Origin of the sequence: Nocardia sp. NPDC059236 (genome assembly GCF_042754085.1) — a bacterium.
Classification (GTDB): Bacteria; Actinomycetota; Actinomycetes; order Mycobacteriales; family Mycobacteriaceae; genus Nocardia.
The window spans coordinates 290,633-315,138 of the sequence record NZ_JBHZAF010000006.1 but is presented as its reverse complement, the minus strand read 5'-3'; the positions used below and the strand labels follow the sequence as shown (position 1 = coordinate 315,138).

Here is a 24,506-nt window from a genome sequence, read left to right as displayed (position 1 = left end):
CCATGGTGTATTCTGTTGAGTGCCCTTGACCGGGGATGTTAGGTGCATCCCCGGTCGGGGGTTTACTTGTTTGGTCAGTCTTCGAGTCGGTACAACCGGGCTACACCCTTGTAGCCCGCCATTCTTTCGTCATCGTATCCAGCCTCGTACACAAGCGTATGCGGGTTCTCTTCCAAGAACTCGACCACCGACCTGTGATCACCTCTGCCGGGTATCACCCGGATACTCCGGTATTCGATGAAGTGGCGAACCCCATCAATCTCCTGGATCTCAGCCAAGAACATTGCCGGGCTGTAGGCAACAGTGTTGGTGACGGTCGGTTCGATCATCGTGGTCATTGGTTATCCTCATCATTCTTGTTCGAGTCACGGCACGTGGCGCAAAGTCCGTGATCCAGGTCTTTGAACCACTCCACAATCTGTCCGCACTGAGCGCAGGGGAAATTTATCGGAGATGGTGTATCCAAATCTTGAGGCCACGAATCCGGAATACGAATCCGAACGCTGTAACCGTGCAACCCGACAATAAACCCGGCTTCTCTGAGCACTTTGCGCCGGTCGGTCTCCGGGTCATTCCACAGTTCACCGTATGTCTTTCCGGTGCCTACGGTTTCCCACCGTGCAGGGACAATCGGCTCAGACTTCAACTCTCTGACCTTCGCCGACAACGAAGACATACGACTCTTCCAAGCGTCTTCGTTGTCGACCAGATTGTTGTCCGATTCCCAACGCAACCGCGTAAGCGATTTCTCGGCAGTCTCTAGCTCTCTCGTACGATCCGCACCCGGAACGAAGACCTCTCGGGTCACTTCGAGGTCCGAGTAATCCTCGATAATCTCATCGATCCGCCGGTTGATCTCGGAGAGCTTCACCGAACCACGGCACTTTTGCCCGCACCGGATGTACACGTGAACGTTCTCGGTACCGTCTTTCTTCTTGACGGTCCGGCGGTGTTGAGACAGCGCGTACCCGCATTCGAGACACTTGCCGAGACCAGCCAAAGGATTGTCTGTCATCTGCCGAGACTTGCCGAGCATGGTCCGCATGGCCAACGCGTTCTGGATCTGTTGCCACTCGTCTTCGCTGAACGTGGGCTCTGCCATTCGGATAACGGAGCCCTCAGCGTCCAACACGGGATTCTCTGTGCCACCCTTGCGGGTCATCTTGAGCCCTTGCGTCCGTTGCGAACCAAGCACCCGCCGCACGGTCATCACCGACCACGAACCCGCACCGCGGGCACGGGCAACCGAGGTCTGAACCCCTTCGTTGTTCAGCCACTCGACCAACGCTGTAAGCGACCACTGTTCATCCACCAACAAGCGTTTCATCTCGTGGAGCACGGCGAACGCCTCCGGATCACGCTCAAGCCCTTTGCCTTTGCCGGACGGGTGAGGTACCGACCGGAACCCGAACGGAGCTACCCCGTGTGACACCCGGTCGGTCATCTGTAGCTGACTCATCCGGTCTTGTGCCCGAGACTTGAAGCGGTTCAGTTCGATCTGAGCGAAGAACGATCCGATGTAGATGAAGAACTCTGCCATCTGTGACTCAAACGAGTTCGACCCACCATCTCGGTAGTTCAGAACGATCCCGTCTCCGGAGAACGCCAGGATCTTGTGGTGGGATTCGATGAACTTCGCGAAGTCCACACAGTCACGAGTCGACCGAAACGCCCGGTCGATCTTCGAGAACACGATCACGTCCCACTCGTGCAACCGCCCCGCGCTGAGCCACTGTCCCAGGTCGGGCCGTTCGAACGGCGTGGTCTTGCCTGCGGAGACCCCTAGGTCTTCGAAGGTGTCAACCACCGTGTAGCCCCTAGACTCGGACCAGCGGACACCCTCTTCCCTCTGGGCGAGGTGGGAAACCTTCTCGGGGCCTTGCATCTTCGATACCCGAGCCCCGACTATCGCTCTGAGCCTTTGTTGTTCCATGAGAAGCACAGTACAACGTGAAGGCCACCGGGCACGTCGCCAAGCTGCGCCGCGACCTGTCGGTCTGACCGCGAAAACCCGGAATCCCGGCCCTGATTCGGGCCGGGATTTCTCGGGAAAGCGAAGCCGCTACACCTTCGGCAACGCCTGTGCGGCCCACTGGAGCATCATGCGCCAGTGGTTGTCCCACCAGGAAGAGAACTCGGTCGTGTCCAACGGCGGGGGCGCGAGTTCGCCCGGGAACAGCCCGGATTCGGTGGGTGCGCCGACCGCGTGGGTCGGGGCCGGGATGATCGACCCCGAATTCGAGGCGACCTCCGGCTCCGGGCGGGCCTTGATCAGCGGCCTGGGTTTTCCGCCGGTCCGCGGGTCGTCGCTGCGCGGACCCCAGTTGAGCGTGGCCGGATCGATGGTCACCATATCGCTGGGCTGCAGTTCGGGTGTGGGCTGACCGTACGCGGGCTGACCGTAGTTGTTCGGCGTAACCCCATCCGTCGGATCGACCGGGCCGACCGGCAGCCCGTCGACGAAGGGACCGCCGGATCCGATGTCGGTTCCGGCGGGCGCCGGTGCCTCGCCGGCCGGATGCTCGGCACCGTTGCGCGGGTCGGCGGAGACCCGGGAATCGATGAGCATCGGGGCCGGAACCTTCTTGGAATCACTGCCCGAGGTATAGATCCCGCCCGCCACCAGACCGCCCGCCAGCACGCTGGCCGCCGCGAACAGGGCCGCGGTACCGCGGGCGCGGCGGATGCGGTCGGCGGCCTCGCCCGCGAACTCGGCCTCGGGCAGGGCGGCCAGGGCCGCGCCGATGGCCGGTGCGGCCGCCGCCACCGAGCACGGGATGACCGGTGCGCCGAAGCCCGACTCCAGGGCGGCCACCACCGCGGGTTCGGTTGCGGCCGAACCGATCAGCACTACCGCGTCCGGCTTCACACCCGCCGCGTCGAACTGGTCCCAGGCGGCGGTGACGGCTGTGCGCATGGCCTCCTCGGTGGCCGCGCCGCCGGTGAGCGTCACCGCGGCGAGCACCCGGCTGCGCTCGGGCGAGATGAGCGAGAAGGCCTGGAAGCCGGGCACCACCTCGCAGATGGCGAGATCCTCGAATTCATCCACCCAGGTCATGGCGCGCGCCATCGCGAGATGCGCGGCCTTGGCCGACACCAGGGAGGCGTCGCGCCAGGAGCCGGCGGCCAGCTTGGTGACGATCGCGCGGCGCTCGGCGGCATCCCGGTAGGCGACCGCCGCGCCGAGAATCTCACGGCCCGTACCGATCCGGTCGGCGATGTCCTCCAGCGCCACTTCCACCGCGACCGCCAAGTCGGCCTTCGTATCTCCGGTGATCGGTTCGACACGCTCGAGCACCACACGCTCGGACACCTTGTCGCCGTCTTCGGTGAGGGCCACCGCGCGCACCGTGCCGCGCTCGGTGGCGACGCCGATGGTCACCGCGGAACGAACAGGGGTAGAAGCAACCACAATCAGCCTTCCAACGTCGACGTACTGGCAACGGACAGTCGATATGCGCCGGCAGAGATCCGCAGCTGGGAGGCAGCTGCGATGGGTCTTCGGAGCCGAACGCGGCGTGGATGGGTGGGATGCGATGACACACGAAGTACCGCAGCGTGTCATGCGCGTGTCGCTACCCGTAGGCTGTTCATCGTGGAAGCACGCACGGGAACCGGGTCGACGCGACGACCGGACCCTGCGTTGGAGCTGCAGGACGATCCACAGGAGCTGATGCCCCGTCGCCGCCCGACGCAGGAACGATCAAAACGCAAGTTCGACGCCCTGCTGCAGGCATCCCGGGAATTACTCGTCGAGGTCGGCTTCGAATCGTTCACCTGCGAAGAGGTCGCGGCCCGCGCCGAAGTGCCGATCGGCACCCTCTACCAGTTCTTCGCAAACAAGTACGTCATCGTCTGCGAGCTGAATCGCCAAGACCTGGTAGCGGTTTCGCAGGAACTGGCCGATTTCCACGGCGAGATCCCGTCCATGGACTGGCTGCGGCACATGACGCAGCTGGTCGATCACCTGGCCGATCTGTGGATGACCGACCCGTCGCGGCGCGAGGTGTGGCTGGCCATGCAGTCCACCCCATCCACGCGCGCGACCGGCGCGATCCACGAAAAGGAGTTCGCCGAAGCGGTTTCGCAGATGCTGCGTCCGCTCATGCCGCGCACCCCACGCGGCCGCCGCTCCATGATGGCGCAGGTGCTGGTGCACGTCGTGTACTCGATGCTGAACTTCTCGGTGCAGGACGGGCTCAGCCATGAGGACGCCGTCGCCGAGCTCAAGCGCCTCATGGTGGCGTATCTGCTGATCGCGGAAAAGGAATCGCGCTCCGGCGGGCAGCGCACCACCTTCGATCCGGAGTAACCGCGACCCTCCCCTGCGGATCAGTCGCGCATCAGATCGGCCAGTTCGCCCGGATCCTCCAGCACCACCATGGCGGCGGCGGTGTCGCCATCGTGGGTGAGCGACAGGTGAACTCGCACCCGGGGCAGGAATTCCGCTGCCAGCCCGTGCAATTTGATGCTGGGCCGTCCCCAGGCGTCGTTCACGACCTCGATCAACGGGTACGGGTTGTCCCCGATCTGCGGGCTGCGGGCGAAGCGAGAGGTCGCCCACGCCTTGATGACCGCCTCCTTGGCGGCCCACCGGATGGCGTAACTCCGGGCCGGGTCGGTGCCCTTGCTTTCGCAGTAGCGCCGTTCCCCAGCGGTGAAACTCTCCCGGAGCATGGTGGTTCCGGTGCGTTCCAGTTGTTCGGCGAACTCGGAGATGGTGACCAAGTCCAGGCCGATACCCAGGATCGTCACAGTGCGGGACTCCTAGATTCCTTGTGCGTGCAGTCGAATTGGCTGCGAACATACCAGCGGACCTACGGCACCGTAGGCTCCCTACGAACACATGTCCCAGTCGTCGCAGTGCCATTTGGTCCGCTCGCGGACGTGGAACAGCGGGCTCGCGCCGCCACTCCGAGGAGCGCCGGCGCGAGCCCGCTGTGTCAGACCTGCCGGGGGCTACTTACCGACAGGCCGGTCTCTGTGGCCTACTGGCAGGCCGGTCCCTTCGGCACCGCCACGTAGACGGCGTCGGCGCCGAGCCGGGCCTGCTGCGACAGCAGCATGTCGGCTTCCAGCTGCCGGGACTGCTTGGCCGGGGTGCCGTCGCCGCCGAGGCGGCGGTCGGCGGGCCGCTCGTACAGCGGGGCGCCGCCGCACATGGCCTCGGCGAAGCGCTGACGGCCGGCCAGCTGCCGCTCCTCGGCCTTGCGCTGGTACGCCTCCCGCTGCTCGGCGTCGGCGATGGCCTCGACGAACGCCTGCGGGTGCACGATGGCCAGCAGGCCGGACACGTGCCCGAAGCCGAGCGAGGTGACCAGACCGGCCTTGAGCGGGAAGCGATCTCCCACCGCGAGCGGCTCGCGCAGCCACACCAGGTGCGGGTACTGGGCCATCTTCTCGTCCACGCAGTCGAGGCTGCGGTTGGGCGGGATGACGCCCTGCTCGAGCACCTGGCACAGGCCGATCATCTGGAACGCCGCCGCGCCGCCCTTCGCGTGACCGGTGAGGGTCTTCTGCGAAATCACGAACAGCGGAGCGCCTTCCGAGCGGCCGATGGCGGTGGCCAGACGCTCGTGCAGCTCGGACTCGTTGGGATCGTTTGCCGCGGTGGAGGTGTCGTGCTTGGAGATCACCGCGATCTCGTCCGGGGTGACGCCGAGCTTGGCGAGTTCCTTGGCCAGCTTGGACTCCGGGCCACCGCGACCCGCGCCCAGGGCGCCCAGGCCCGGAGCCGGAATCGAGGTGTGCACGCCGTCGGCGAAGGACTGCGCGTAGGCGACGACGCCCAGCACCGGCAGGCCCATCTCCAGCGCCACGGAACCGCGGGCCAGCAATACCGTTCCGCCACCCTGCGATTCGACGAAGCCGCCGCGGCGGCGGTCGTTGGCGCGGGAGAAGTACCGGTCGCTGATGCCCTTGGCGGACATGACGGCCGAGTCGGCGGTGGCGGACATGTCGCCGAAGCCCACGATGCCCTCGATGCCGAGGTCGTCGTAGCCGCCCGCGACCACCAGATCGGCCTTGCCGAGCCGGATCTTGTCCACGCCCTCCTCGACGGAGACCGCCGCGGTCGCGCAGGCCGCGACCGGGTGGATCATGCCGCCGTAGGAGCCGACGTAGCTCTGAACCACGTGCGCCAGAGCGACGTTGGGCAGCGCCTCCTGCAGGATGTCGTTGGCCCGTGGCTCACCGAGCAGGTTGTCGATGTAGAGCGAGCGCATGGACGACATCCCGCCCATGCCGGTGCCCTGGGTGTTGGCGACCATGGCCGGGTGCACCCAGCTCATGAGTTCCACCGGGCTGAAGCCCGAGCCCAGGAAGGCGTCCACGGTGCAGACGATGTTCCACAGCGCCACCCGGTCGATGGAGCCGGCCATATCGGCGGAGATGCCCCACTTGGTGGGGTCCCAGCCGGTCGGGATCTGACCGCCGACGGTGCGCGACAGCTTGGCCTTGCGCGGCACGCGAATCTCGGTGCCCGCCTTGCGGGTCACCTGCCAGTCGTCCGTGCCCGCGACCGGGGTGACGACCGTCTGCTCCGGGTTGGCGGCGAAGAAGGCCCGCGCCTCGGCCTCGCTGTTGACCACGAAGGTGAGGTCCTTGTCCAGGAACACCGAGGTGAGCAGCGGGGCGGCATTGTCGATCATGGCGCCGTCGTCGCCGTAGCGGCGCACGCCGCAACGCTCCACCACGGTGTCGTGGTAGCGGTCGGCCAGCTCGGATTCCTCGACGTACTCACCGGATTCGGTGTCGTACCAGCCGGGCTTGGGGTCGTTCTCCCAGGTGACCAGGCCGGTGGTCCAGGCCAGCTCCAGCACGCCCGCGGCGGAGAGCTGGTCGGAGACCTCGATCTCGAAGCGGGTGCGCGCCGAACCGTAGGGGCCGAGCTCGCCGGCGCCGACGATGACGACCATGTCGTCGAGATCGGCTGTGACCGAACCCCATTCGGGGGTGGGCAGCTTGGAGGACAGGGTCGGCGGGGCGGGCAGGGCCGAGATGGTCACGCCGTCACTGTCTTCCGACTCGTCGGCGGCAGCCTCGGCCTGCTCGCGGGCTTCACGGGCCAGCTCCGGCAGATCCAGCTTGGCTCCGGCGAGACCGCCGGTCAGGTCGATCTGCTGCGGTCCGGCCGCGGTCACCACGCGGGCCCGCGAGCTGCACCACTTGAGCAGTTCGTCGGCCATCTGCAGCGTGGACCAGGTGTGCACGCCCGCCTTCTCGACGGCCGTGACCAGCGGGTCGTTGCCGCCCATGAGGCCGGTGCCGCGCACCCAGCCGATCAGCGCGTGCACCAGGGTGACCCGCTCCGACCAGGACTTCTCCGCGCGCCACTTGGCGACGATGGCGTCCAGGGCGGCCTTGGACTCACCGTAGGCGCCGTCCCCGCCGAACATGCCGCGGTTGGGCGAACCCGGCAGCACCACATGCAGTTTCGCGTCCACGTCGTGGTCGGCGCCCAGCTTGGACAGACCGCCGATGAGGCGCTCCACCGACCACAGCAGCACCCGCATCTCCATTTCGGCGCGAGCGCCGGCGTCGGAGAGGTCACCGGCCACGCGGGGCGCGGCGAAGGGCAGCAGCAGGGTGGGGGTCATCGCCTCCTTGACGAGAACCTTGGCGCCACCGGCATTGTCGACCTGCTCGTTGCCGACCCAGTCGATGAGCGCGTCGATATCGGTGTAGGAGGCCATGTTCGCCGGGACCACCCACAGGGCGGCACCCTTGCGGGCGTTCTCGCGGTAGAGCTGCTTGTAGAAGCCCAGGCGCTCGTCGTCCAGCTTGGAGGTGGTCACCAGGACCGTGGCGCCACCCGCGAGCAGCCGGCCGGTGGCCGCCGCCGCGATGGAACCCTTACTGGCACCGGTGATCACGGCGATGTCGGAGGACCAGACGCCGGGATCCGCGCTGCTGAGGGCGGCCTCGGCGATCGCGCCGTAGACACCGGCCAGCACCGAGCGGGCCTCCTTCATTGCCCGGTTGCGCCACCAGGTGGCCTGCGCGGCAACGGCTTCACCGGCGCCGACGTAGCCGTCCACCACCGGTTCGGCCGGCAGCGAGCCGTCGTTGCCGAACCACAGGCGGGCGAGATCCTCACGGGCGCTGGCCCACCGGTCGTCGATGAGCACGGCCTTGCGGGCGTCGAAGGCAGGCGCGACCAGTCGCGGCCAGTCCGAACCCAGTTCGGCCGAGACCAGATCCACCAGGGTGTCGGTGGTGGCCTCCGGCGCGGACGCCTGCTCGGCGTGGCCCAGGGACTCCAGGATCACCCGGGCGGCCTGCGCCAGCACGCCGTCGCGGCCGGTGATCTGCTCGGTGAACTCGCCCAGCGCAGCCGCGTCGACGGTCGCGCCGCCGCCACCACCGGCGGACGGCATGGAGACCGCGACTCCGCGGCGCAGGGCCACGGCCTGCACGGCGGCGTCGATGGCGGAGTCCACGGACGCGCCATCGGAGAGGCCGCCGGAGACCAGGCCGCCCAGGTCGCCACCGCGGACCGACTGGCCCTCACGGGTGCCGAGCGAAACCTCGGCGGTGACGTGGCTGGCCCAGCCGTCGCCCAGACCCCAGACCTTCTTGACGCGGTCGCCGATGGCGGCGGGCCGCTTGCCGGAGGGGCCGAAGACCTTGCGCAGATGGTCGCCGATGGCGTCGGAGAGCACCGAACCGAACGGCTTGTAGGTGCGGGCCAGGCGGTCCACGGTGTTGGACAGCGCGCCCATGTCGGCGTCGGCGGCACCGTCGATGGCACCGAGCGAGAGCTCCGCGCCGAGGTCGACGAGCAGCTGGTTGCGGCGCGAGGACACGCCGTCGCACAGGCCCTCGATGGTGTCCACCGGGCCGATCTGGTCCATGCGCAGCTTGGTCCACAGCGCGATGAGCACGCGGGTGGCGTCGGCGGCGGAGAACGCGATGTCGTCCGGGGTGGGGCCACCGGTCGGCACGGCCACCGGGGCCGGGGCGGCGGCAGCCGCGGGAGCCGGTGCGGCAGAGGCGGCGTCCTTCGATGTCTCAGTGGCGGGGGTCTCCTCGGGCTCCTCCACCGGCGCGGGGTCGGTGTCGGTCGAGTAGACGACGCCGCGCTCGCGCTCGATGTTCAGCACCTCGACCACGGCGCTGCCGAACTGCGGCAGCTTCAGCGTGTTGGACGCCAGGTTCGCGACGGTCGGCGTTGCGGCCAAACCGATTTCGACGAACCGCTCGACGCCGACGCCACCGTGCTCGACATCGGTGAACAGCAGGTCCTGGGTCTCGATCCAGCGGACCGGGCTGGCGAACTGCCAGGCCAGCAGCTCGACCAGAACCACGCGGCACAGCTCGACCTGCTTGGCGGACCACTCGTCCCAGTTCGCCAGCACCTCCGCGAGAGGCTCGGACGGCACCAGATCGGCGATCTCCTGGACATATTCGCGCTCCAGGTTGAACACGCGCGGCACCAGGTTCGGGATGTAGCGGCCGATGAGCAGGCTCGGGTCCAGGTCCTGCGGCAGCAGCTCCAGCAGCTTGCCGCGGAATTCCGGCACACCGGCGCGCAACACGGTGGAGTGGAACGGCACGTCGATACCCGGGATGAGCACGAACGCCCGCTTGCCGCCGGTCTCGGCGCGCAGCCGCTCGATCTCGGTCTCGAGCGCCTCCATGCCCTTCACGGTGCCCGCGATGGCGTACTGCGCGCCGCGCAGGTTCAGGTTGACGACCTCGAGGAATTCCCCGGCCTGCTCGCCGAGGTCCTTCACCCAGCCGATGACCTGGTCGTCGGCAATGCCGATCTGCGAGGGCCGGATGGCCGCCATGCGGTAGTTGCTGCGGCCCTGGGCATCCCGGGGCACCAGCTCGTGCATGGCCGAGCCGCGCTGGAACACCACCTCGAGGACCGCGTTCAGCGGCAGCACGCCCGCGGCGGCGGCGAGGGCGTTGTACTCACCGACCGAGTGCCCGGCGAGCATGGCGCCCTCGATGAAGGCACCGGACTCGCGCAGCTCCGCGACCTGCGCGACACCGAGCGTGGCCATGGCCACCTGGGTGAACTGGGTCAGGTGCAGCACGCCCTGCGGGTGGCGGTACTCGACGCCGCGCGCCTTGAGGTAGGTCGGGTTGTCGCGCACCACAGCCAGAATCGAGAAGCCCAGGGCCTCGCGGGTGTGCTTGTCGGCGCGATCCCAGATGTCCTTGGCGGCCTTGGACCGCGTCCGGGCTTCCAGACCCATCCCCTTGGCCTGAATGCCCTGTCCCGGGAAGGCGTAGACCGTCTTCGGCGGCGCGATGCGGCCGGTGGCGGTCATCACCAGGTTGCCGTCGATGCGGCAGGAGACCTCGACGATCTCCGAACCCCGGTCCACCGCAACACGTTCCACGCGGACATCGATCTTGGCGCCGAGCCGGACCATGCCCAGGAAGCGGGTGGTCCAGGCGGTGATGGTGCGCGGCGGCACCTTGTCGCTCAGATCGATGGCCGAGACGGCGTGCTGCGCGGCGGCCGACAGCCACATGCCGTGCACGATCGGGTTGCCCAGACCGGCCAGCTTCGCGGCGTTGTCGGAGGTGTGGATCGGGTTGAAGTCGCCCGAGACCTGCGCGAAGGCGCCCATGGCGCGCGGCGCGACCAGGGCCACGTCGCGCCGGCGGCGACGCGGGGTGTCGGAGGCGTCCTCGGACAGCGAGCCCGCGGCGCGCGGCGGGTCGGCCAGCTCGGCCCGGCCGGTGCGGCCGCGAATGGCGAAGCGCTCCACCAGTTTCGCGACGGCCGGGGTCTCCAGTCCGTGGTCGCGCATGACGCCGACAGTGACCTTGACCTCGACCACGCGGCCCAGGTCGGTGTCGAGCACCTCGGCAGATTCGGCGCGGACGGCGAGCACGGCGTGCTCGGCGGGCAGCTCGCCCAGCAGCTCGATCTGGTGGTCCAGGTGGACCAGGTCCAGCATGCCCTCGATGACGCTCTGCGCGTCCGCGGTGCGGGTGGCGCCCAGGACCGCGAAAACGGCGGGCCAGCAGGCGCCGACGAGCACGTCGGGGGCGGTACGGCCGATGGTGCTCAGGTTGTCGGGCAGGCCCGCACCGGTGACACCGGCGTGGTCGGCGATCAGGTCCGGGCTCCAGGCCAGGTTGACGTGCGCCACCTGGGTGCCGTCGACGGCCTTGACCTCGGGCAGGGACTGGCCGGCGGCGACGGCCAGCAGCGCCGACATGGCGGCCTCGGCGTCGGTGTCCGTGATGACCGGCGCGCCACCGTTGTACACGGAGGCCGGGACGGTGATGCGAATGCGGACGGCATCCTTGCCCAGCAGCGGGACGGTCAATTCCACGTAGGCGGAATCGGATTCGGGGCCCTCGGTGGCGGACAGGGTGGAGCCGGTGCGCGGGTGCTTGGCGCCCTTGCCGTTCATCTCCCACTCATCCAGGTCGCCCAGGCGGTGGATGGGGTTGACGGTGGTGCGGCCGGCCCACTGCACGTCGGGGGCGGCGAGCACGATGTCGAGCAGGCCGTTGGCGACCTCGGCGCGGCGGCGGCCGTCCACGGCGGCCGGGACGACGCCCGAGCGCACCAGGGAGTAGGCGGTGTTCTGCTCGAAGCGGTCCAGCAGCTCACCGACCGGCTCGTCGACGCGGGTGATGCCCGCGACGGCGACGGTGCCGGGGATGATGCAGACCTGGTCGGCGGTGTAGCGCGGATCGTGGGCCTGCCACAGGGAATCCGAGCGCCACCAGCGGCGCACGTCCTGGTCGACGACCGGGACGAAGTTGACCGGCTTGCCGGGGGTCTTGCACAGCGCGACGAAGAACGGGACGTCGGCCGGGTGCAGTGCGGTGCCGGCGGCGGCCGGGTACTGCTCCTTCAGGGTGCAGATGGCCTGGACCGGGGTCTCGAAGGCGGAGTCGTCGGCGAAAAGGGTTGCGATTTCACCGCGGTCGGCCGGGTTGAGGCGGGATTCGGTGCGGCGCACCATCTCCGCGAACCGGTCGCGCCAGGTGATGTCCAGCCACACCGAGCGGGTGGCGTCGACGATGGCGTCGGAGAAGTCGGCGCCGCAGTCGAAGTCCTTGCGGCGGTCCAGGCCGACGGCCAGCTCGACGTAGCGCTCCAGCCACTCCAGGTAGGTCATGGTGGCGACGTCGCCGAAGTACGGCTTGGCGGTGGCGTCGAGGGCCGTGATGATCTCGGCGCGGCGGGCGGCCACGGCCTCGGCGTCACCGGCGACCTCGTCCAGCAGGCGGCCGGTGCGGGAGGCGGCATTGTCGATCTCGTGGATATCCGCGCCCAATTGGCTACGGCCGGAAGCCATGCCGCCGACAGCGGTGCCCGCGCCGACCCAGTCGGGGGTGCCGGGGGTGTCGACCAGCAGCTGCTTCACCTCGGGGGCGGTGGTGGCCTCGAGGGTGGCCATGGCGGCGGTGCCGACCAGCACGCCGTCCAGCGGCATGGCCGGGTAGCCGTGCTGCTGCGACCATTCGCCGGTGAGGTATTCGGTGGCGCGCTCGGGGGTGCCGATGCCGCCGCCGACGCAGACGATCACGTTCTCGCGGCTACGCAGTTCGGCGTAGGTCGCGAGCAGCAGGTCGTCGAGGTCTTCCCAGGAGTGGTGGCCACCGGCGCGGCCGCCCTCGATGTGCATGATCACCGGGTACGACGGCACGGCGTCGGCGATCCGCAGCACGGCGCGGATCTGGGCCACGGTGCCGGGCTTGAAGGCCACGTGGGTGATGCCGACCTCGGACAGCTCCTCGACGAGGGCAACGGCCTCTTCGAGTTCCGGGATGCCGGCGGTGACGATGACGCCGTCCAGCGGGGCGCCGGCGCTGCGGGCACGCTGCACCAGGCGCTTGCCGCCCAGCTGCAGCTTCCACAGGTACGGGTCCAGGAACAGCGAGTTGAACTGCACCGCGCGGCCGGGCTGCAGCAGCTGCTTCAGCTCCTCGACCCGGTCGGCGAAGATCTGCTCGGTGACCTGACCGCCACCGGCCAGCTCGGCCCAGTGGCCCGCATTGGCCGCGGCCGCAACGATTTTCGCGTCGACGGTGGTGGGGGTCATGCCCGCCAGCAGGATGGGCGAGCGGCCGGTGAGGCGGGTGAACGCGGTCTCGACCACGATGCGGCCGTTGGGCAGGCGGATCGGCTTGGGCGCGAATTCGCTCCAGGCCGCGGCGACCTCGGGGGCCGCGCCGGGGGTGAACAGGCTGCGCTGGCCCGGGCGGGTGGAGGCGGCGAGCACGCCGACGCCGGTGCCCTTGAGCGAGCCGGCGGTGAGGCGGGTCAGCAGGTCGCCGGGACCGAGGTCCAGGATCCACTGCGCGCCACGGGAGACGGTGTCGTCGACCGTGCCGACCCAGTCGATCGGGTCGACGAGCACTTCCCGGGCGAGGCGCGCGGCCAGCTCGGTGTCCAGGCCACACTGCTGGGCCCAGCCCTCGACCAGGTCGACGGTCTCGGCCAGCGCCGGGTGGTGGAAGGCGACCTCGACCGGGATGTCCTCGAAGACGGGGGCGAAGACCGCGCCGCCGCGCTTCTTGGCGTCGCGCTCGCCGGCCTGCTCGGTATTGATCTCGGCGGCGCGCTGGCGCACGCGGTCGAGCTGGCCGACCGGGCCGCTCAGCACGGCGCGGCGGCGGCCGTTGCGGATGGACAGCACGGCGGCCTTCTCCGGCGCGACACCGGCCATGACCTCGGCGACAACGGCTTCCAGGACCTCGGGGTCGACATTGGAGACGGCGACCATGGGGGACTTCTCCCCTACCGGCAGCAGACCGCGGCGGCGGGCGACCAGGCCGGCCGCGGCGCCGATCATCTGGGCGATGGCCAGCAGTTCGGCGTCACGCTGCCCGTGCGCCTCGGCGGCGGCGGCTGCGATGCGGCCCTGCGAGTGGCCGATGACGGCGGCGGGCGCGTGCGCGACGATGTCGAGGCCCTGCAGGCGCAGCGCGCGCAGCGCGGCGACCTGGGTCAGGAACACACCCGGCATCGAGACGGCGGCGGAGCGCAACACCTGCGCTGACGGCGCTCCCGACACCTCCCCCTGCTCCGGGTCGGCGATCTCTTCTTCCAGCATCCATGCGATGGGGTCGAAACCGACCGGCCGGACCACGAGCAGCTGTGCCGCGATCGGTTCCAGCGTGGTGGCGGCCTCGTTGACCAGCGCCGTCAGCTCGGGCTCCAGGGCGGAATCCCGCCCGATCTCCTCGAGCTCGGTAAGCCACTGCGCGCCCTGCCCGCCGAATGCGAGAGCGTACGGCGCGCCCCCCAGCAACCGGTCCAGCAGTGACGACCTGACACCACTCTCCCGTGACTTCCCCGCCGCCCTGGCCTTCGATCCGGTTCCGGTGCTCTCGTTGATCGTCAAGACGTTCGACTTCCTTCTCCTGGCGGCCAGCCTCCAAGGACTGGGCCGCGCTCACGGTGCGCAGGTATCCCTCCGGCCCGCAGGCCCTGGTAGAAGCCGAGGATGGCACAAAATCATGAGGATCTCCTCATGTTTGGTCACCAACCGGGTACTTACTGGGGAGTTTTTCCGTACGTCCGTACCAGAATGGCCCGAAACATGACCCTCCCTCATGTTTGAAGCCGCTGGTTGGCTCGGTTACGTTCGTGTAGGAAATGTGAGGCTCCCTCACATTGAGGTTTATCAAATCGTTATAATCCCTGGTGAGGTTACCGACCAGTACGGCACACCCTCCCGGTGCTTCGCGATCCCCGTTAGACCCGGTAAAGTTTGGACGGTCGTACCGTTAGCGCGAGTGGCGAAATTGGCATACGCGCCAGATTTAGGTTCTGGTGTCCTAGGACGTGCGGGTTCAAGTCCCGCCTCGCGCACAGAAGCGTGGCATCCGTGCCACGTATGACGAGCCCGGTGTTCGAGTGCCCTCACACACCGGAAGGCTAACCAGTGGCTATCGCTGAACCCCTGCAAGACTTTTGGCGCGCTTGCCATATTTCACCTACCGCGCCGCCCGCCCAGGCCAGGGTCGCAGATGTCGGACCGATGAAGATCCGAGCTAAAGGGTGCTGTCGAGGTCATCGGCGGCATTCAGCAGCGCTGCCGCGATGCGGCGGGCCTCAGGGCCGGTAAGCTCCGTTGTTTCGCCTTCGCGCACCGTCAGGCCCACAGCCAGTCGGCGATCGAAACGGGTGTCTGTGGCACACAACCGCACTCGGACTCTGCTACCGGACAGTTGCGGTCCTATCACCGGCACCGTCCACGGCCGACTGCTGTGCCACTGTTCGGCCTTCGGATCCATCGCCTCGTCGTGCTGTCTACACCACGGAGGGCAGGGATGGGCCTGCAGCAGGCCATCGGCCAGAATTCGGGAATCCCATAAATCCCCGGCGGCTACGAGGGCTTCGGCGAGCTGCCGTGCCTGTGCGGCGGTCATTTCGGAATGAACGCGGCTCGGCGCAATCAAATCGATCCAGCTGTATCGCAGCCCATGACAGTCGTGAGCGTTCAACTGCACGAACAACTCTGGAAGCCCGGACCGCGCCGGTATCTCAACCAGCACTGGCCGCTCCCGGCCACAATGGTGACAGCCTTCGCCCGGTGCGAACGGATCCGGGTCGTCGTGCTCTACGCACCACGCCGGACACGGCAAAACCGTGGACATCTCTTACCAATCCCTGTGCACGCCCTTCTGCGAGGGCTGCGCCCCCTTCGCGCAGCCCTCGCATCGGGGTCCCCGTCCTCCTCCTGCGAGGCGGGGAAACTGTGGGGCTCCGCACCATTCAGGGGGCTTCCGATATACGCGGAGCCGAATGCAACTACTCACCGACTCTGGGGTTGGTGTCCGAGGAGCCGGTGCGAGGGAAATAAGAACATGGCCGGATTGCGCTGGTAAAGACGCCGGGCGCACGCTGGCCAGAGGTACCTCTGGCCAGTGGTCGATTCGAAATAGGCGGGACCCACGCTCCCACTTGGGTTTCCGGTGTGCATGGGCTCAAACTCATTCGGGCTGTATCGCTTCCCGGAGAGTATCCTGCTCGCCGTGAACGCTGGCTACTCTGCACGGGGGGAAACCGAGATTGACCAGTTGCTGGCCCCCAACCTCGCTGACTTTGTCCGGACCCACCGCACGACTCCGAGGCACCCGAACCATCCCCGCGGCTTCAGCCGTCCGGCACTGGCCAGTCTCTGTGACGTCAGCGCCAGTTATATAGCTCAGATCGAGCAGCGCGAGAAGACCTCACCAAGTCCCGAGGTGGTGGACGCGATCGCCCGCGCACTGCAGCTGACGCCCGCCGAACGGCAGCATATGCACAATCTCGCTGCACCCAAGACTCCGGGCCCGCGTACCCACACACCGATGCCGGTCGCCGAGATGCGTGAACTGATCTCCGACGATCTACGCGCTGCCGCCGACGGCCTGATCCCACATCTGTCGGGGTATATCGACGAGCGATGGAATGTGTTGTGGACCAACCAAGCCTACGACCGCGCGTATCCACGGCTATCGGAAGTGGAGAACATTCTGGTCTGGTTCTTCCTGGTCCCCGAGTCGCACCGGGTAATGATCGAATGGGAGGACGAAGCCCGGCTGACCGTGAACTGGTTCAGATGGCACATGGGCAGGTACCAGAATCCACAGTGGGCTCTGGATCTGCTCGGCAGGCTCAGCTCATGCGCGGCCTTCCGGGCGATGTATCTGGCCGAGCACGTCGACTTCGAACGCCACCAGCCCTTGATGCACCTGCGTGACCCGGCTACCAGCGAGCCCTACAGCGTGCGCGTCCGGATTACCGATGTGCCCAGCGTCGATGCACCGTTTCAGTGGTTCATCGGCATGCGCCAGCCGTTCAGCGGGCCGTCGAGTTTGCTAACCGACTGAGAAATCCGCCGATCGCATCGTTGACCGGATCCGGGGCCGTCCAATTGGCTGCGTGGCCGGCGCCGGGAACCGTCATCACGGGACCGGACCCGGCCAGTCCGGCAGCCAATGCACCGGACTTGTCGGCGGTGCTCGAGGCGTCGAATTCGCCGCGTAGAACCATTGCGGGACAGGTGATCTCGCCCAGCCGGTCGAGGAGAGACTCCCGTTCGGTCAAGCAGGCGGCCGCCTGAGTGATCGCTGAACGGTCACTGGCCGCCCATTTGGCCCGCCACGGCGCCTGATCGGCAGCCGTGCCGCCGATCAGCTGTGGCGCCAAACCGTCTGCCAGCATTGCCAGTGGCACTTCAGGATTCGTCCAGGCGTCGAACAGCTCGCGATACTCGGCCTTCTGCTCGTCGGGCGAGTCACCGGCCTCCGTATCGAGCAGGATCAGCGCCTCCACACGCTCCGGTGCGAGCAGCGCGGCTCGTAGAGCCGTATAACCGCCCTGTGACATCCCCCCCAGGACCGCGCGGTCCACGCCGGCCGCGTCCATCACGGCCAGCAGGTCGCGCGCCGAATCCCAATAGCTGAAAGACCGATGCGGCTCTGTAGCAGTGCCACCGTGCCCCCGGGCATCCCAGCACAGCACCCGAAAACCCTTCGCTTCCAGATACTCCACCTGCGGTGCGAACATCGACAGGTCCATGAAGAACCCATGGCTCAACACAACGACGGAGCTTCGGTGATCACCAGAGTCGGTGTAGAAGATGCGAGCCCCATCGGTACTGACGTACGGCATTGGCGTAGCGTAACCCTGCTTTCTGCCTACTGTCGCGGCCCGAGCACACTCTGTCCAGAGGTGGGTCCGACCGGACAGCATGGCGAAATCCGTAATAGCGCAGGTCAACTCAGAAGTACCAGGGGTATGGCTTCCAGTCCGGTTCGCGCTTCTCGAGGAAGGCGTCGCGGCCCTCGACCGCTTCGTCGGTCATGTAGGCCAGGCGGGTCGCTTCACCGGCGAACAGTTGCTGGCCGACCAGTCCGTCGTCGGTGAGATTGAAGGCGTACTTCAGCATTCGAATCGCCTGCGGCGACTTGCCGAGGATATCGGCGGTCCATTCCAGCGCGACGTCCTCGAGCTGCTCGTGGTCCACGACCGCGTTGACCGCACCCATCTGATGCATCTCCGCCGCGGTGTAGGGCCGCCCCAGGAAGAAGATCTCGCGAGCGAACTTCTGGCCCACCATCTTCGCCAGGTAGGCGCTGCCGTACCCGGCATCGAAGCTGCCCACATCGGCGTCGGTCTGTTTGAACCGCGCGTGCTCGCGCGAGGCCAGGGTCAGGTCGCAGGTGACGTGCAGGCTGTGCCCGCCGCCGGCCGCCCACCCGTTGACCAGCGCGATGACCACCTTGGGCATGAAGCGGATGAGCCGCTGCACCTCGAGGATGTGCAGCCGCCCCGCACGCGCCGCATCCACGGTGTCGGCGGTGTCGCCGGAGGCGTACTGGTAGCCGCTGCGCCCGCGGATGCGCTGGTCGCCGCCGGAACAGAAGGCCCAGCCGCCGTCCTTGGGGCTGGGGCCGTTCCCGGTGAGCAGGACCGCGCCGACGTCGGGGCTCATCCGGGCGTGATCGAGCGCGCGGTACAGCTCGTCGACGGTGTGCGGCCGGAAGGCATTGCGTACCTCGGGGCGATCGAAGGCGATCCGGACCGTGCCCTGCTCGATGTGCCGGTGGTACGTGATGTCGGTGAGGTTCTCGAATCCCGGGACGACATTCCACAAATCTGGATTGAAGGTCACCGCGCCCACCCTAGCCAAGTTCACATTTCGCGAGATCCACGACCCATGTCCCTCTGGCAATGGCGAGCCGAAATGCTGTGCAATACACCACTTCTCGCCTGGTACGGGTCACGTTGCTCGGCATACGACGGGTCTGCACATCAACGCGTTCGATCTCGATCTAGTTGTATTCCGGATGGATCCAATGAGGATGCTTAGCAGCGAGGTGGTCGTCGATCGCGGCCTCGACCAGCTCCCGCCAATGCGGATTGCTCTGGGTGGTGTTCTCATCGCGAAACCACCGGCAACCAACCGTAGGGCATAAGAATCGATAGGTGCCGAGATTGTCAATGCGGCCGCCTAGGCTCACGGGGCGCTTACGACTCGCGCCAGCGTCGCGACGACTGCCGAAGGCTGAAAGTTCGTCTCCCACTCCAACACTCAATCACAGGCGGACATGGAGGCGACACTTACGAACCGTGTGGTATGTGATCTTGTGACTGGCGGCCTCTGGTTTCGAACGTGCACAGCTTCGTCGCTCTCGACGGGCGCTCGACGATTTCAATGCTGTACCGCGGCGCTGGCTCGATCGCTGCTGACGCCGCATCGAGCATGTGTTGTGCCACGTTGTGGGCCAGCAGATTTCAATCATGTTGGCTAATTTGCACAACGCGTGGGGCACCCGTAGGGTTCGGCCTGGGCCGACCTGCATACCCCCAAGCGGTGTCGACCCACGAGATGGTGGCCAGTTGCAGCTCGAACGCTGTCGGCTGCCGATGATGTCGATGTCGCCGGGTCAAATTCCCCCCTTCACCCGGCGGCATCGCTCTGTGTCCCCGCGGCGAATGCCTCGTCGACCAACCCCGAAATGCATTCGAAATTCTTGTCATTGATGATCGACGCGTATTCGGGGTCGCGTGTGATCGTCGGCAGTATCCGCCACCACTCGCCGAACACGTCGGCGACGAACCCGGCCACCCGCGACTCGTGGACGAACACGTAGTCCCGGGCACGGGCAGACCTGACCCGAGTTCACCAGGCACGCCGCGACCACGCGCCGCGCCGCGCTGCGATGGTCGGCGGCCGGATCGATGACGACCGGATTTTCGATGACGACCGTATTCTTGCCGCCGAGCTCGAGGGTGACCGGGGTCTTTCTCATTCCACGCCCGAGCCGTGCTCGCCGGTGACGACGGCCAGCTCACGCCCCGTGCGCAGGATCGCCTCGCCATTGCGGTCGGAGGTCGTCCGCCGCGCCGGGTCCGTCATGGCCGACAACTGCGACCCTGGACAGCCTCCACCGCCTTTCTGCGAACGGCCTTGCTCAACCATCTCAGTACCCGCCTGCCGACCAGCGCCGAGCACATGATCGAACTACGCCTGCGCGAGCTGGACCCTCGTCCTGGACGGCCTGACAAACCCGCCGCAGCGAGGCGGCCCGTCCACCACCGCGCCCGACTGGGCCGAGCTGCGACACCTGTGGGCCCCTGCCCGCATTCGAGCGATGGACACCGCGGCCTACGTGAAATTCACTATCCGCGAGGTTCCCGCGGCACTGTCTGCGCTCAGGCGCTGAACCGCATGCCGTCCAGCCGAGCCAGCCATGCATGCAGCGGGCCCGTCCAGCAGGTGGATGCCTGCGGCTCCTATCCTGCAGATACGCTGCGTCGTGTCGGACGGATTTGCGCCTCCCGGCCCTTGCCGACCAGCGCCTCTACTGGGCGGGGGTGGCAAAAATAGGTATGTCGTGGGTAGTTCTGCCGTCGCGGGTAGGGCCCTGCGTGACGCAGGCTCGTCAGTGACAGCGCAGGCAAGAACTGGCGAGGATTCCGATGTTCGACCACAAACCGGAGAACCCACGACACCACGGCGGCACGACCCTGATGATCCGGCGTTGCACCGACTGTGCAACGTTGGTCGCGCCAATGACCAACGCCTGCTCATCGTGCCGAGCCACGACCCTGGACTGGGTACCCTCCTCGGGCACCGGGTCGATCGTGTCGTGGAAGGTGGCACACCACCCCTCGAACGCCGGAACGTGGGAGCAGTCCACGGTCGCCATCGTCGAACTAGACGACGGCCCCTGGATCTACTCCACGATCTACGGTGAACTCCCACCACCCTCGGACCAGCCGATCCGTGTCCGATACGAACCCGACCCGCCCGAGGACCGGTTCCCGGTCTTCGCCATCGACACCACCGATCCACAGACCCCGAACGCCAGCACCCCGCCCGACCGCGCGCCCGCGAACGATCCCAGGAGCCCGCAGTCGGTGACATCCCCGGCGGCACACACCACCGGCGACCCGGGATGGGTTCGTTCGTCGATGACGCACTGCGATTTCCTGGCGGCCCACAAATCACTCGACACGGCCGCGAGATCCGTGGTCGAGTTCGCGATCCGACGGGCCCCCTCCGGCGGCGCCAGCGCCGGCGAACTGCTCGTCGCCTTCGGCGTCACCCGCTGGCGGTTCGTGCAGATGATCCGCGAGGCCCTCACCCAACGCCCCAGCGACACCCGCGACGCGCGCACGCTCAAACGCAACCTGCTCGACTCGCTGTCATGGGCGTGGCGCGCCTACCCCGACTCCTCGACCGCTTACGTCCCCGGCTAACACGAAAGTTTCGATTCCGCTGTTCTGCAAAGAAATTCGGCAACGAGTAAGGCGACAACGACGTGCCTGATCCGCTTCCTTCCCGACACGATCACCCCCAGGGGTCCGGCACCGTCGTGCACGGCACCTGGGAACACCGCTACGCCGATGCGATCGCCGCATTCGCGCGACTGTTCTCCACCGGCCGCGGCGGCGGCGCACTCGCGGTCTACCACCGCGGCCGCCCCGTGATCGACGTCTGGACCGGCACCGCCGACCCCGACCGCGGCATCGCCTGGCAACACAACACCGCCGCACTGTCGTACTCGACCTCCAAAGGCATCACCGCCACAGTGCTGCACCGGCTCGCCGAACGCGGACTGCTCGACTACCACGCACCGGTCGCCGAGTACTGGCCCGCCTTCGGCGCCAACGGCAAGAAGAAGATCACCGTCGCCGAAGTCCTCAGCCACCGCGCCGGACTCTCCCACGTCACACCGCTGGCCAAGAACCTCGACGAGCTGGTCGACCACCACCTGATGGAAGAGCGGATCGCCGCCGCCGCACCGGACCGATGGCGCGGAATACCCGCATACCACGCGATCTCCTTCGGCTGGCTGGCCGCCGGAATCGCCCGCGCGGTCACCGGTAAGGGCATGAGCGAGCTGTACAGCACCGAACTCGCCGAACCCCTGGGCACCGACGGCCTCCACCTCGGCACCCCACCATCATCGGCGAACACCACCGTCGCCGCCTCGCACGGATCACGCGTCCCGTTCGGCATCCCCGGCGCCGCCCACGTCCTGCGGATCGCCGGGCGAATCCCCCTCCCGGGCACCGGATTCGTCCGAGCCATCTACACCCACGGCATCGAACAGCTCACCTCCGGAACCGCCCCAGCGATCCTGACCGGCGAAATGCCCGCCGCCAACGGAGTATTCACCGCCCGCGCCGTCGCCTCCGTCTACAACACGATCGTCACCGACAACCCCCTACTGTCACGATCACGGGTACAGCAGATATCGCGCGTGCAGACCTGGCTCCCCGACCGAAACCTGCTGCTCCCCATGGGCTGGCGACTCGGCTACCACTCCATCCCCGCCCCCGGCGCCCCACGAGGCTTCGGACACGGCGGACTCGCCGGATCCGGCGGCTGGGCCGACCCCGACAGCGGCCTCGCCGTCGGACTCGTACACAACTGGCTCCCCGACGCACGACACCTACCCCGCGACCAATTCGTCCTCCCCCGCCTGCTCGCCCCCGTCGTCCGCGCCGCCACCGGCACCACACACCCCCAACCACGGGATCTCAGTACGGGGATCAGCTGACGGGCAGCGTCGGCTTGTTCGCCGGAGATCGAATCCTGCTTCTCGCCAAGTCATCTTGCAACTGTTCGGCTCCCTTCCCCGTCGCGGCGATGGATAACCCACTCGCCTCCACGCTCGGTAACCATCAGGCCTGCTCCGTTTGCGTGATTTGTCCGAGGATGTGGGCGGGTGTGGCCGAGGGGCGAGCGTTCGTCACGAAGTCGTGGCGGAGCCGGTGATAGGGCTCGCCCGCGCCATAGAAGTGTTGACGCATGCGGCCGAGTTCCTCGGATCGATACGCCGCCAAGGGTTTTGCCGCCTCGTCCACTGCGCGGCAGAGCTTCTTGTCGAGCAGTCGACCCGCTGTGGTGGACAGGGCCGCCGACAATGTGGCGGCCTCTCGCCTCACCCAGGCACGAAACTCTCCGACATCTGCCGGGACGACGCGGTCCACCAGGCCGAGAGCCTTGGCGGCGCGTGCACCGACCGGCAGTGCTTCCCGCATCAGGCGATCGGCCTGCTGTGTACCGACCCGGCGTGGCAATGTGTAGGTCCAATACTCGGACCCGTACAGACCCATCAGCCGGTAATGCGGGTTGAGCACGGTGGACTCCCGGCACCAGACCTCGTCAGCGGCCAGCGCCAGCATCACTCCACCCGCACCCGCGTTCCCGGCCAGCGCCGAGATCACCAATTTGTCCGTGGTCGTGAGAATCGCCTCGACCAGGTCGTCGACGGCGTTGATATTGCGCCAGGACTCGTCGGCGGGGTCCGCGGCGGCTTCGATCACGTTGAGGTGGATGCCGTTGGAGAAGAAGTCGCGCGCCGGCCCCAGCACGAGCACGGTTGTCGGTCGAGCGCACGCCTGCCGATACGCGTCGAGTAGCCGTCGGCACTGGTCTGTGCTCATTGCTCCACCGGCAAAAGAGAATTCGAGATGACCGACGTTCCCGAGTTCGTAGTACCGCAGCTCGGACCAGGTATCGCGGGTTGCGGCCTCGGCGGCCGAAATGGGAAGGTCCGGCACTCCGGCCAGGAGCTCGCGGTCTATCACCGCGGTGGCGGGCAGTTTGAAAGTCGCTGGGCCGCTGGGTATTCGGCGGCTGCGCAGCTGCGGTAGCCAGACCGCGCCGTCCACGGTGGCTCGACAGATCGCGCCATCCCGGGTAGCGAGAACGGCGCCCGGCGCCCCGCGCAGTCGATCCTCGCGATGCCCGCTGTGTACGAAGTACTGGCGTCCGTACAGCTCGTCCAGCACGCCGGGTTGGGAGTCGGCCGCGCGCAGCTTGCGGAGCACCATTTCCGTGCTGTCGCTGGACCAATCGATACGTCGAAACTCCTGCGCGTGATATGGCCGCTGCCGTCCGTAGACATCGGGACGGTCGTAGTCGAGGGGCTCGGGCTCGAAGCCCCCCTGCTCGAAATGGTCAACTGCCCGCAATACTGCACACATCGCGGCATCGGCGACCTCGGTACGGTACAACTCACTTTTCCCGCAGGGCCGCATCACAAACGGTTCCGAGGCCCAGATCGGACCCGCGTCCAATTCCGCGACGGCCTGCAGAACGGTGACGCCCCACTCGGTGGCGCCGGAACTGATCGCCCAGTCCAGCGCCGACGGACCTCGGTCACCCTTCGGACCCGGGTGCACGATCAGCACTGTGTTCTCCGACCAAATATCCTCTGGCACAGCGACTGTCAGCATCGGCGCAAGAATCAGATCGGGCCGGAATCGCGCTACACCAGCCCGTAGTGACTCGTCGTCACCGAGCGCCAACTCGACCCCCAAGCGGTGCCCCCGCTGCCGCAATTCCACGTGAACACGCTGCGTGAGGCTGTTGAATGTGCTCGAGAGAAGCAGGATTCGCATTGGTTTCCTTAAAACTGAGCTCGTGGCGGCACAAACCGATACCCACCAGAAATTCGAAACAATGACGAACAGAGAAATGTCTCAGGTGCTCCTACCCATCAGCAGCACCCTATGGGACGGACTGCGCTACGGATGCGCCCGCCACTCGGGAAACATATGA

Annotated in this window: 14 protein-coding genes, 1 tRNA gene and 2 pseudogenes; 6 read left to right on the top strand and 11 right to left on the bottom strand. The window is 67.2% G+C overall.

Going from position 1 to position 24,506, the window contains the following annotated elements; all coding sequences use genetic code 11:
• Window positions 1-74: 74 nt before the first annotated feature.
• A complete protein-coding gene (locus ACFXIV_RS18485; RefSeq protein WP_379400833.1) occupies window positions 75-338 on the bottom strand; it encodes a hypothetical protein in 264 nt (87 codons plus the stop codon).
• Window positions 335-1,933 carry a recombinase family protein gene (locus tag ACFXIV_RS18480; RefSeq protein WP_379400832.1) on the bottom strand — a complete coding sequence of 533 codons (1,599 nt, stop codon included), beginning with the start codon at window positions 1,931-1,933 and terminating at the stop codon, window positions 335-337. The genes ACFXIV_RS18485 and ACFXIV_RS18480 overlap by 4 nt, the downstream gene beginning before the upstream one ends.
• Before the next feature lie 5 nt (window positions 1,934-1,938).
• Between ACFXIV_RS18480 and ACFXIV_RS18475 the strand changes: the two are divergent.
• A pseudogene (locus ACFXIV_RS18475) lies at window positions 1,939-2,001 on the top strand (peroxiredoxin); the annotation flags it as partial.
• 61 nt (window positions 2,002-2,062) lie between these two features.
• On the opposite strand, the gene ACFXIV_RS18470 reads toward ACFXIV_RS18475, so the two are convergent.
• On the bottom strand, window positions 2,063-3,382 hold the full coding sequence (locus ACFXIV_RS18470; protein ID WP_379400830.1) for a hypothetical protein: 1,320 nt from the start codon (window positions 3,380-3,382) through the stop codon (window positions 2,063-2,065).
• Between the two features lie 291 nt (window positions 3,383-3,673).
• On the opposite strand from ACFXIV_RS18470, the gene ACFXIV_RS18465 reads away from it, so the two are divergent.
• Window positions 3,674-4,312: a TetR/AcrR family transcriptional regulator gene (locus ACFXIV_RS18465; RefSeq protein ID WP_230329926.1), complete on the top strand. Its 639-nt coding sequence runs from the start codon at window positions 3,674-3,676 to the stop codon at window positions 4,310-4,312.
• A gap of 20 nt (window positions 4,313-4,332) precedes the next feature.
• Here the strand turns inward: ACFXIV_RS18465 and ACFXIV_RS18460 are convergent, their stop codons facing one another.
• Both ACFXIV_RS18460 and ACFXIV_RS18455 read right to left on the bottom strand, forming a co-directional pair.
• On the bottom strand, window positions 4,333-4,755 hold the full coding sequence (locus ACFXIV_RS18460) for a holo-ACP synthase (protein ID WP_379400829.1): 423 nt from the start codon (window positions 4,753-4,755) through the stop codon (window positions 4,333-4,335).
• A 233-nt stretch (window positions 4,756-4,988) separates the two neighbouring features.
• On the bottom strand, window positions 4,989-14,333 hold the full coding sequence (locus ACFXIV_RS18455; protein WP_379400828.1) for a fatty acid synthase subunit beta domain-containing protein: 9,345 nt from the start codon (window positions 14,331-14,333) through the stop codon (window positions 4,989-4,991).
• Between the two features lie 388 nt (window positions 14,334-14,721).
• On the opposite strand from ACFXIV_RS18455, the gene ACFXIV_RS18450 reads away from it, so the two are divergent.
• A tRNA-Leu gene (locus ACFXIV_RS18450) sits at window positions 14,722-14,803 on the top strand.
• A 182-nt stretch (window positions 14,804-14,985) separates the two neighbouring features.
• On the opposite strand, the gene ACFXIV_RS18445 is transcribed toward ACFXIV_RS18450, so the two are convergent.
• On the bottom strand, window positions 14,986-15,591 hold the full coding sequence (locus ACFXIV_RS18445; protein WP_379400827.1) for a DUF6907 domain-containing protein: 606 nt from the start codon (window positions 15,589-15,591) through the stop codon (window positions 14,986-14,988).
• Between the two features lie 378 nt (window positions 15,592-15,969).
• Between ACFXIV_RS18445 and ACFXIV_RS18440 the strand changes: the two genes are divergently transcribed.
• Window positions 15,970-16,809 carry a helix-turn-helix domain-containing protein gene (locus ACFXIV_RS18440; RefSeq protein ID WP_379400826.1) on the top strand — a complete coding sequence of 280 codons (840 nt, stop codon included), beginning with the start codon at window positions 15,970-15,972 and terminating at the stop codon, window positions 16,807-16,809.
• On the opposite strand, the gene ACFXIV_RS18435 is transcribed toward ACFXIV_RS18440, so the two are convergent.
• From ACFXIV_RS18435 to ACFXIV_RS18420, 4 genes and pseudogenes are all read right to left on the bottom strand, one after another.
• A complete protein-coding gene (locus tag ACFXIV_RS18435; RefSeq protein ID WP_379400976.1) occupies window positions 16,778-17,593 on the bottom strand; it encodes an alpha/beta fold hydrolase in 816 nt (271 codons plus the stop codon). The genes ACFXIV_RS18440 and ACFXIV_RS18435 overlap by 32 nt on opposite strands.
• 109 nt (window positions 17,594-17,702) lie before the next feature.
• On the bottom strand, window positions 17,703-18,596 hold the full coding sequence (locus ACFXIV_RS18430; protein WP_379400825.1) for a 1,4-dihydroxy-2-naphthoyl-CoA synthase: 894 nt from the start codon (window positions 18,594-18,596) through the stop codon (window positions 17,703-17,705).
• A 789-nt stretch (window positions 18,597-19,385) separates the two neighbouring features.
• On the bottom strand, window positions 19,386-19,574 hold the full coding sequence (locus ACFXIV_RS18425) for a hypothetical protein (RefSeq protein ID WP_379400983.1): 189 nt from the start codon (window positions 19,572-19,574) through the stop codon (window positions 19,386-19,388).
• Window positions 19,575-19,596: 22 nt separating this feature from the next.
• Window positions 19,597-19,737, bottom strand: a pseudogene (locus ACFXIV_RS18420) (hypothetical protein); the annotation flags it as partial.
• 670 nt (window positions 19,738-20,407) lie between these two features.
• Between ACFXIV_RS18420 and ACFXIV_RS18415 the strand changes: the two are divergent.
• Window positions 20,408-21,190 (top strand): Zn-ribbon domain-containing OB-fold protein, encoded by a 783-nt coding sequence (locus tag ACFXIV_RS18415; RefSeq protein WP_379421296.1) that lies wholly within the window; start codon window positions 20,408-20,410, stop codon window positions 21,188-21,190.
• A 62-nt stretch (window positions 21,191-21,252) separates the two neighbouring features.
• Entirely contained in the window at window positions 21,253-22,497 is a 1,245-nt protein-coding gene (locus tag ACFXIV_RS18410; RefSeq protein ID WP_379405023.1) for a serine hydrolase domain-containing protein, read from the top strand.
• Window positions 22,498-22,621: 124 nt separating this feature from the next.
• Here the strand turns inward: ACFXIV_RS18410 and ACFXIV_RS18405 are convergent, their stop codons facing one another.
• Window positions 22,622-24,136, bottom strand: coding sequence for an enoyl-CoA hydratase-related protein (locus ACFXIV_RS18405; protein WP_379405025.1), 1,515 nt, complete (start codon window positions 24,134-24,136; stop codon window positions 22,622-22,624).
• Between the last annotated feature and the right edge of the window lie 370 nt (window positions 24,137-24,506).

Coding starts and splice junctions, on each gene's coding strand:
- ACFXIV_RS18485 (WP_379400833.1), bottom strand. CDS start 338: ATGACCACGATGATCGAACCGACCGTCACCAACACTGTTGCCTACAGC.
- ACFXIV_RS18480 (WP_379400832.1), bottom strand. CDS start 1,933: ATGGAACAACAAAGGCTCAGAGCGATAGTCGGGGCTCGGGTATCGAAG.
- ACFXIV_RS18465 (WP_230329926.1), top strand. CDS start 3,674: ATGCCCCGTCGCCGCCCGACGCAGGAACGATCAAAACGCAAGTTCGAC.
- ACFXIV_RS18445 (WP_379400827.1), bottom strand. CDS start 15,591: ATGTCCACGGTTTTGCCGTGTCCGGCGTGGTGCGTAGAGCACGACGAC.
- ACFXIV_RS18435 (WP_379400976.1), bottom strand. CDS start 17,593: ATGCCGTACGTCAGTACCGATGGGGCTCGCATCTTCTACACCGACTCT.
- ACFXIV_RS18415 (WP_379421296.1), top strand. CDS start 20,408: ATGTTCGACCACAAACCGGAGAACCCACGACACCACGGCGGCACGACC.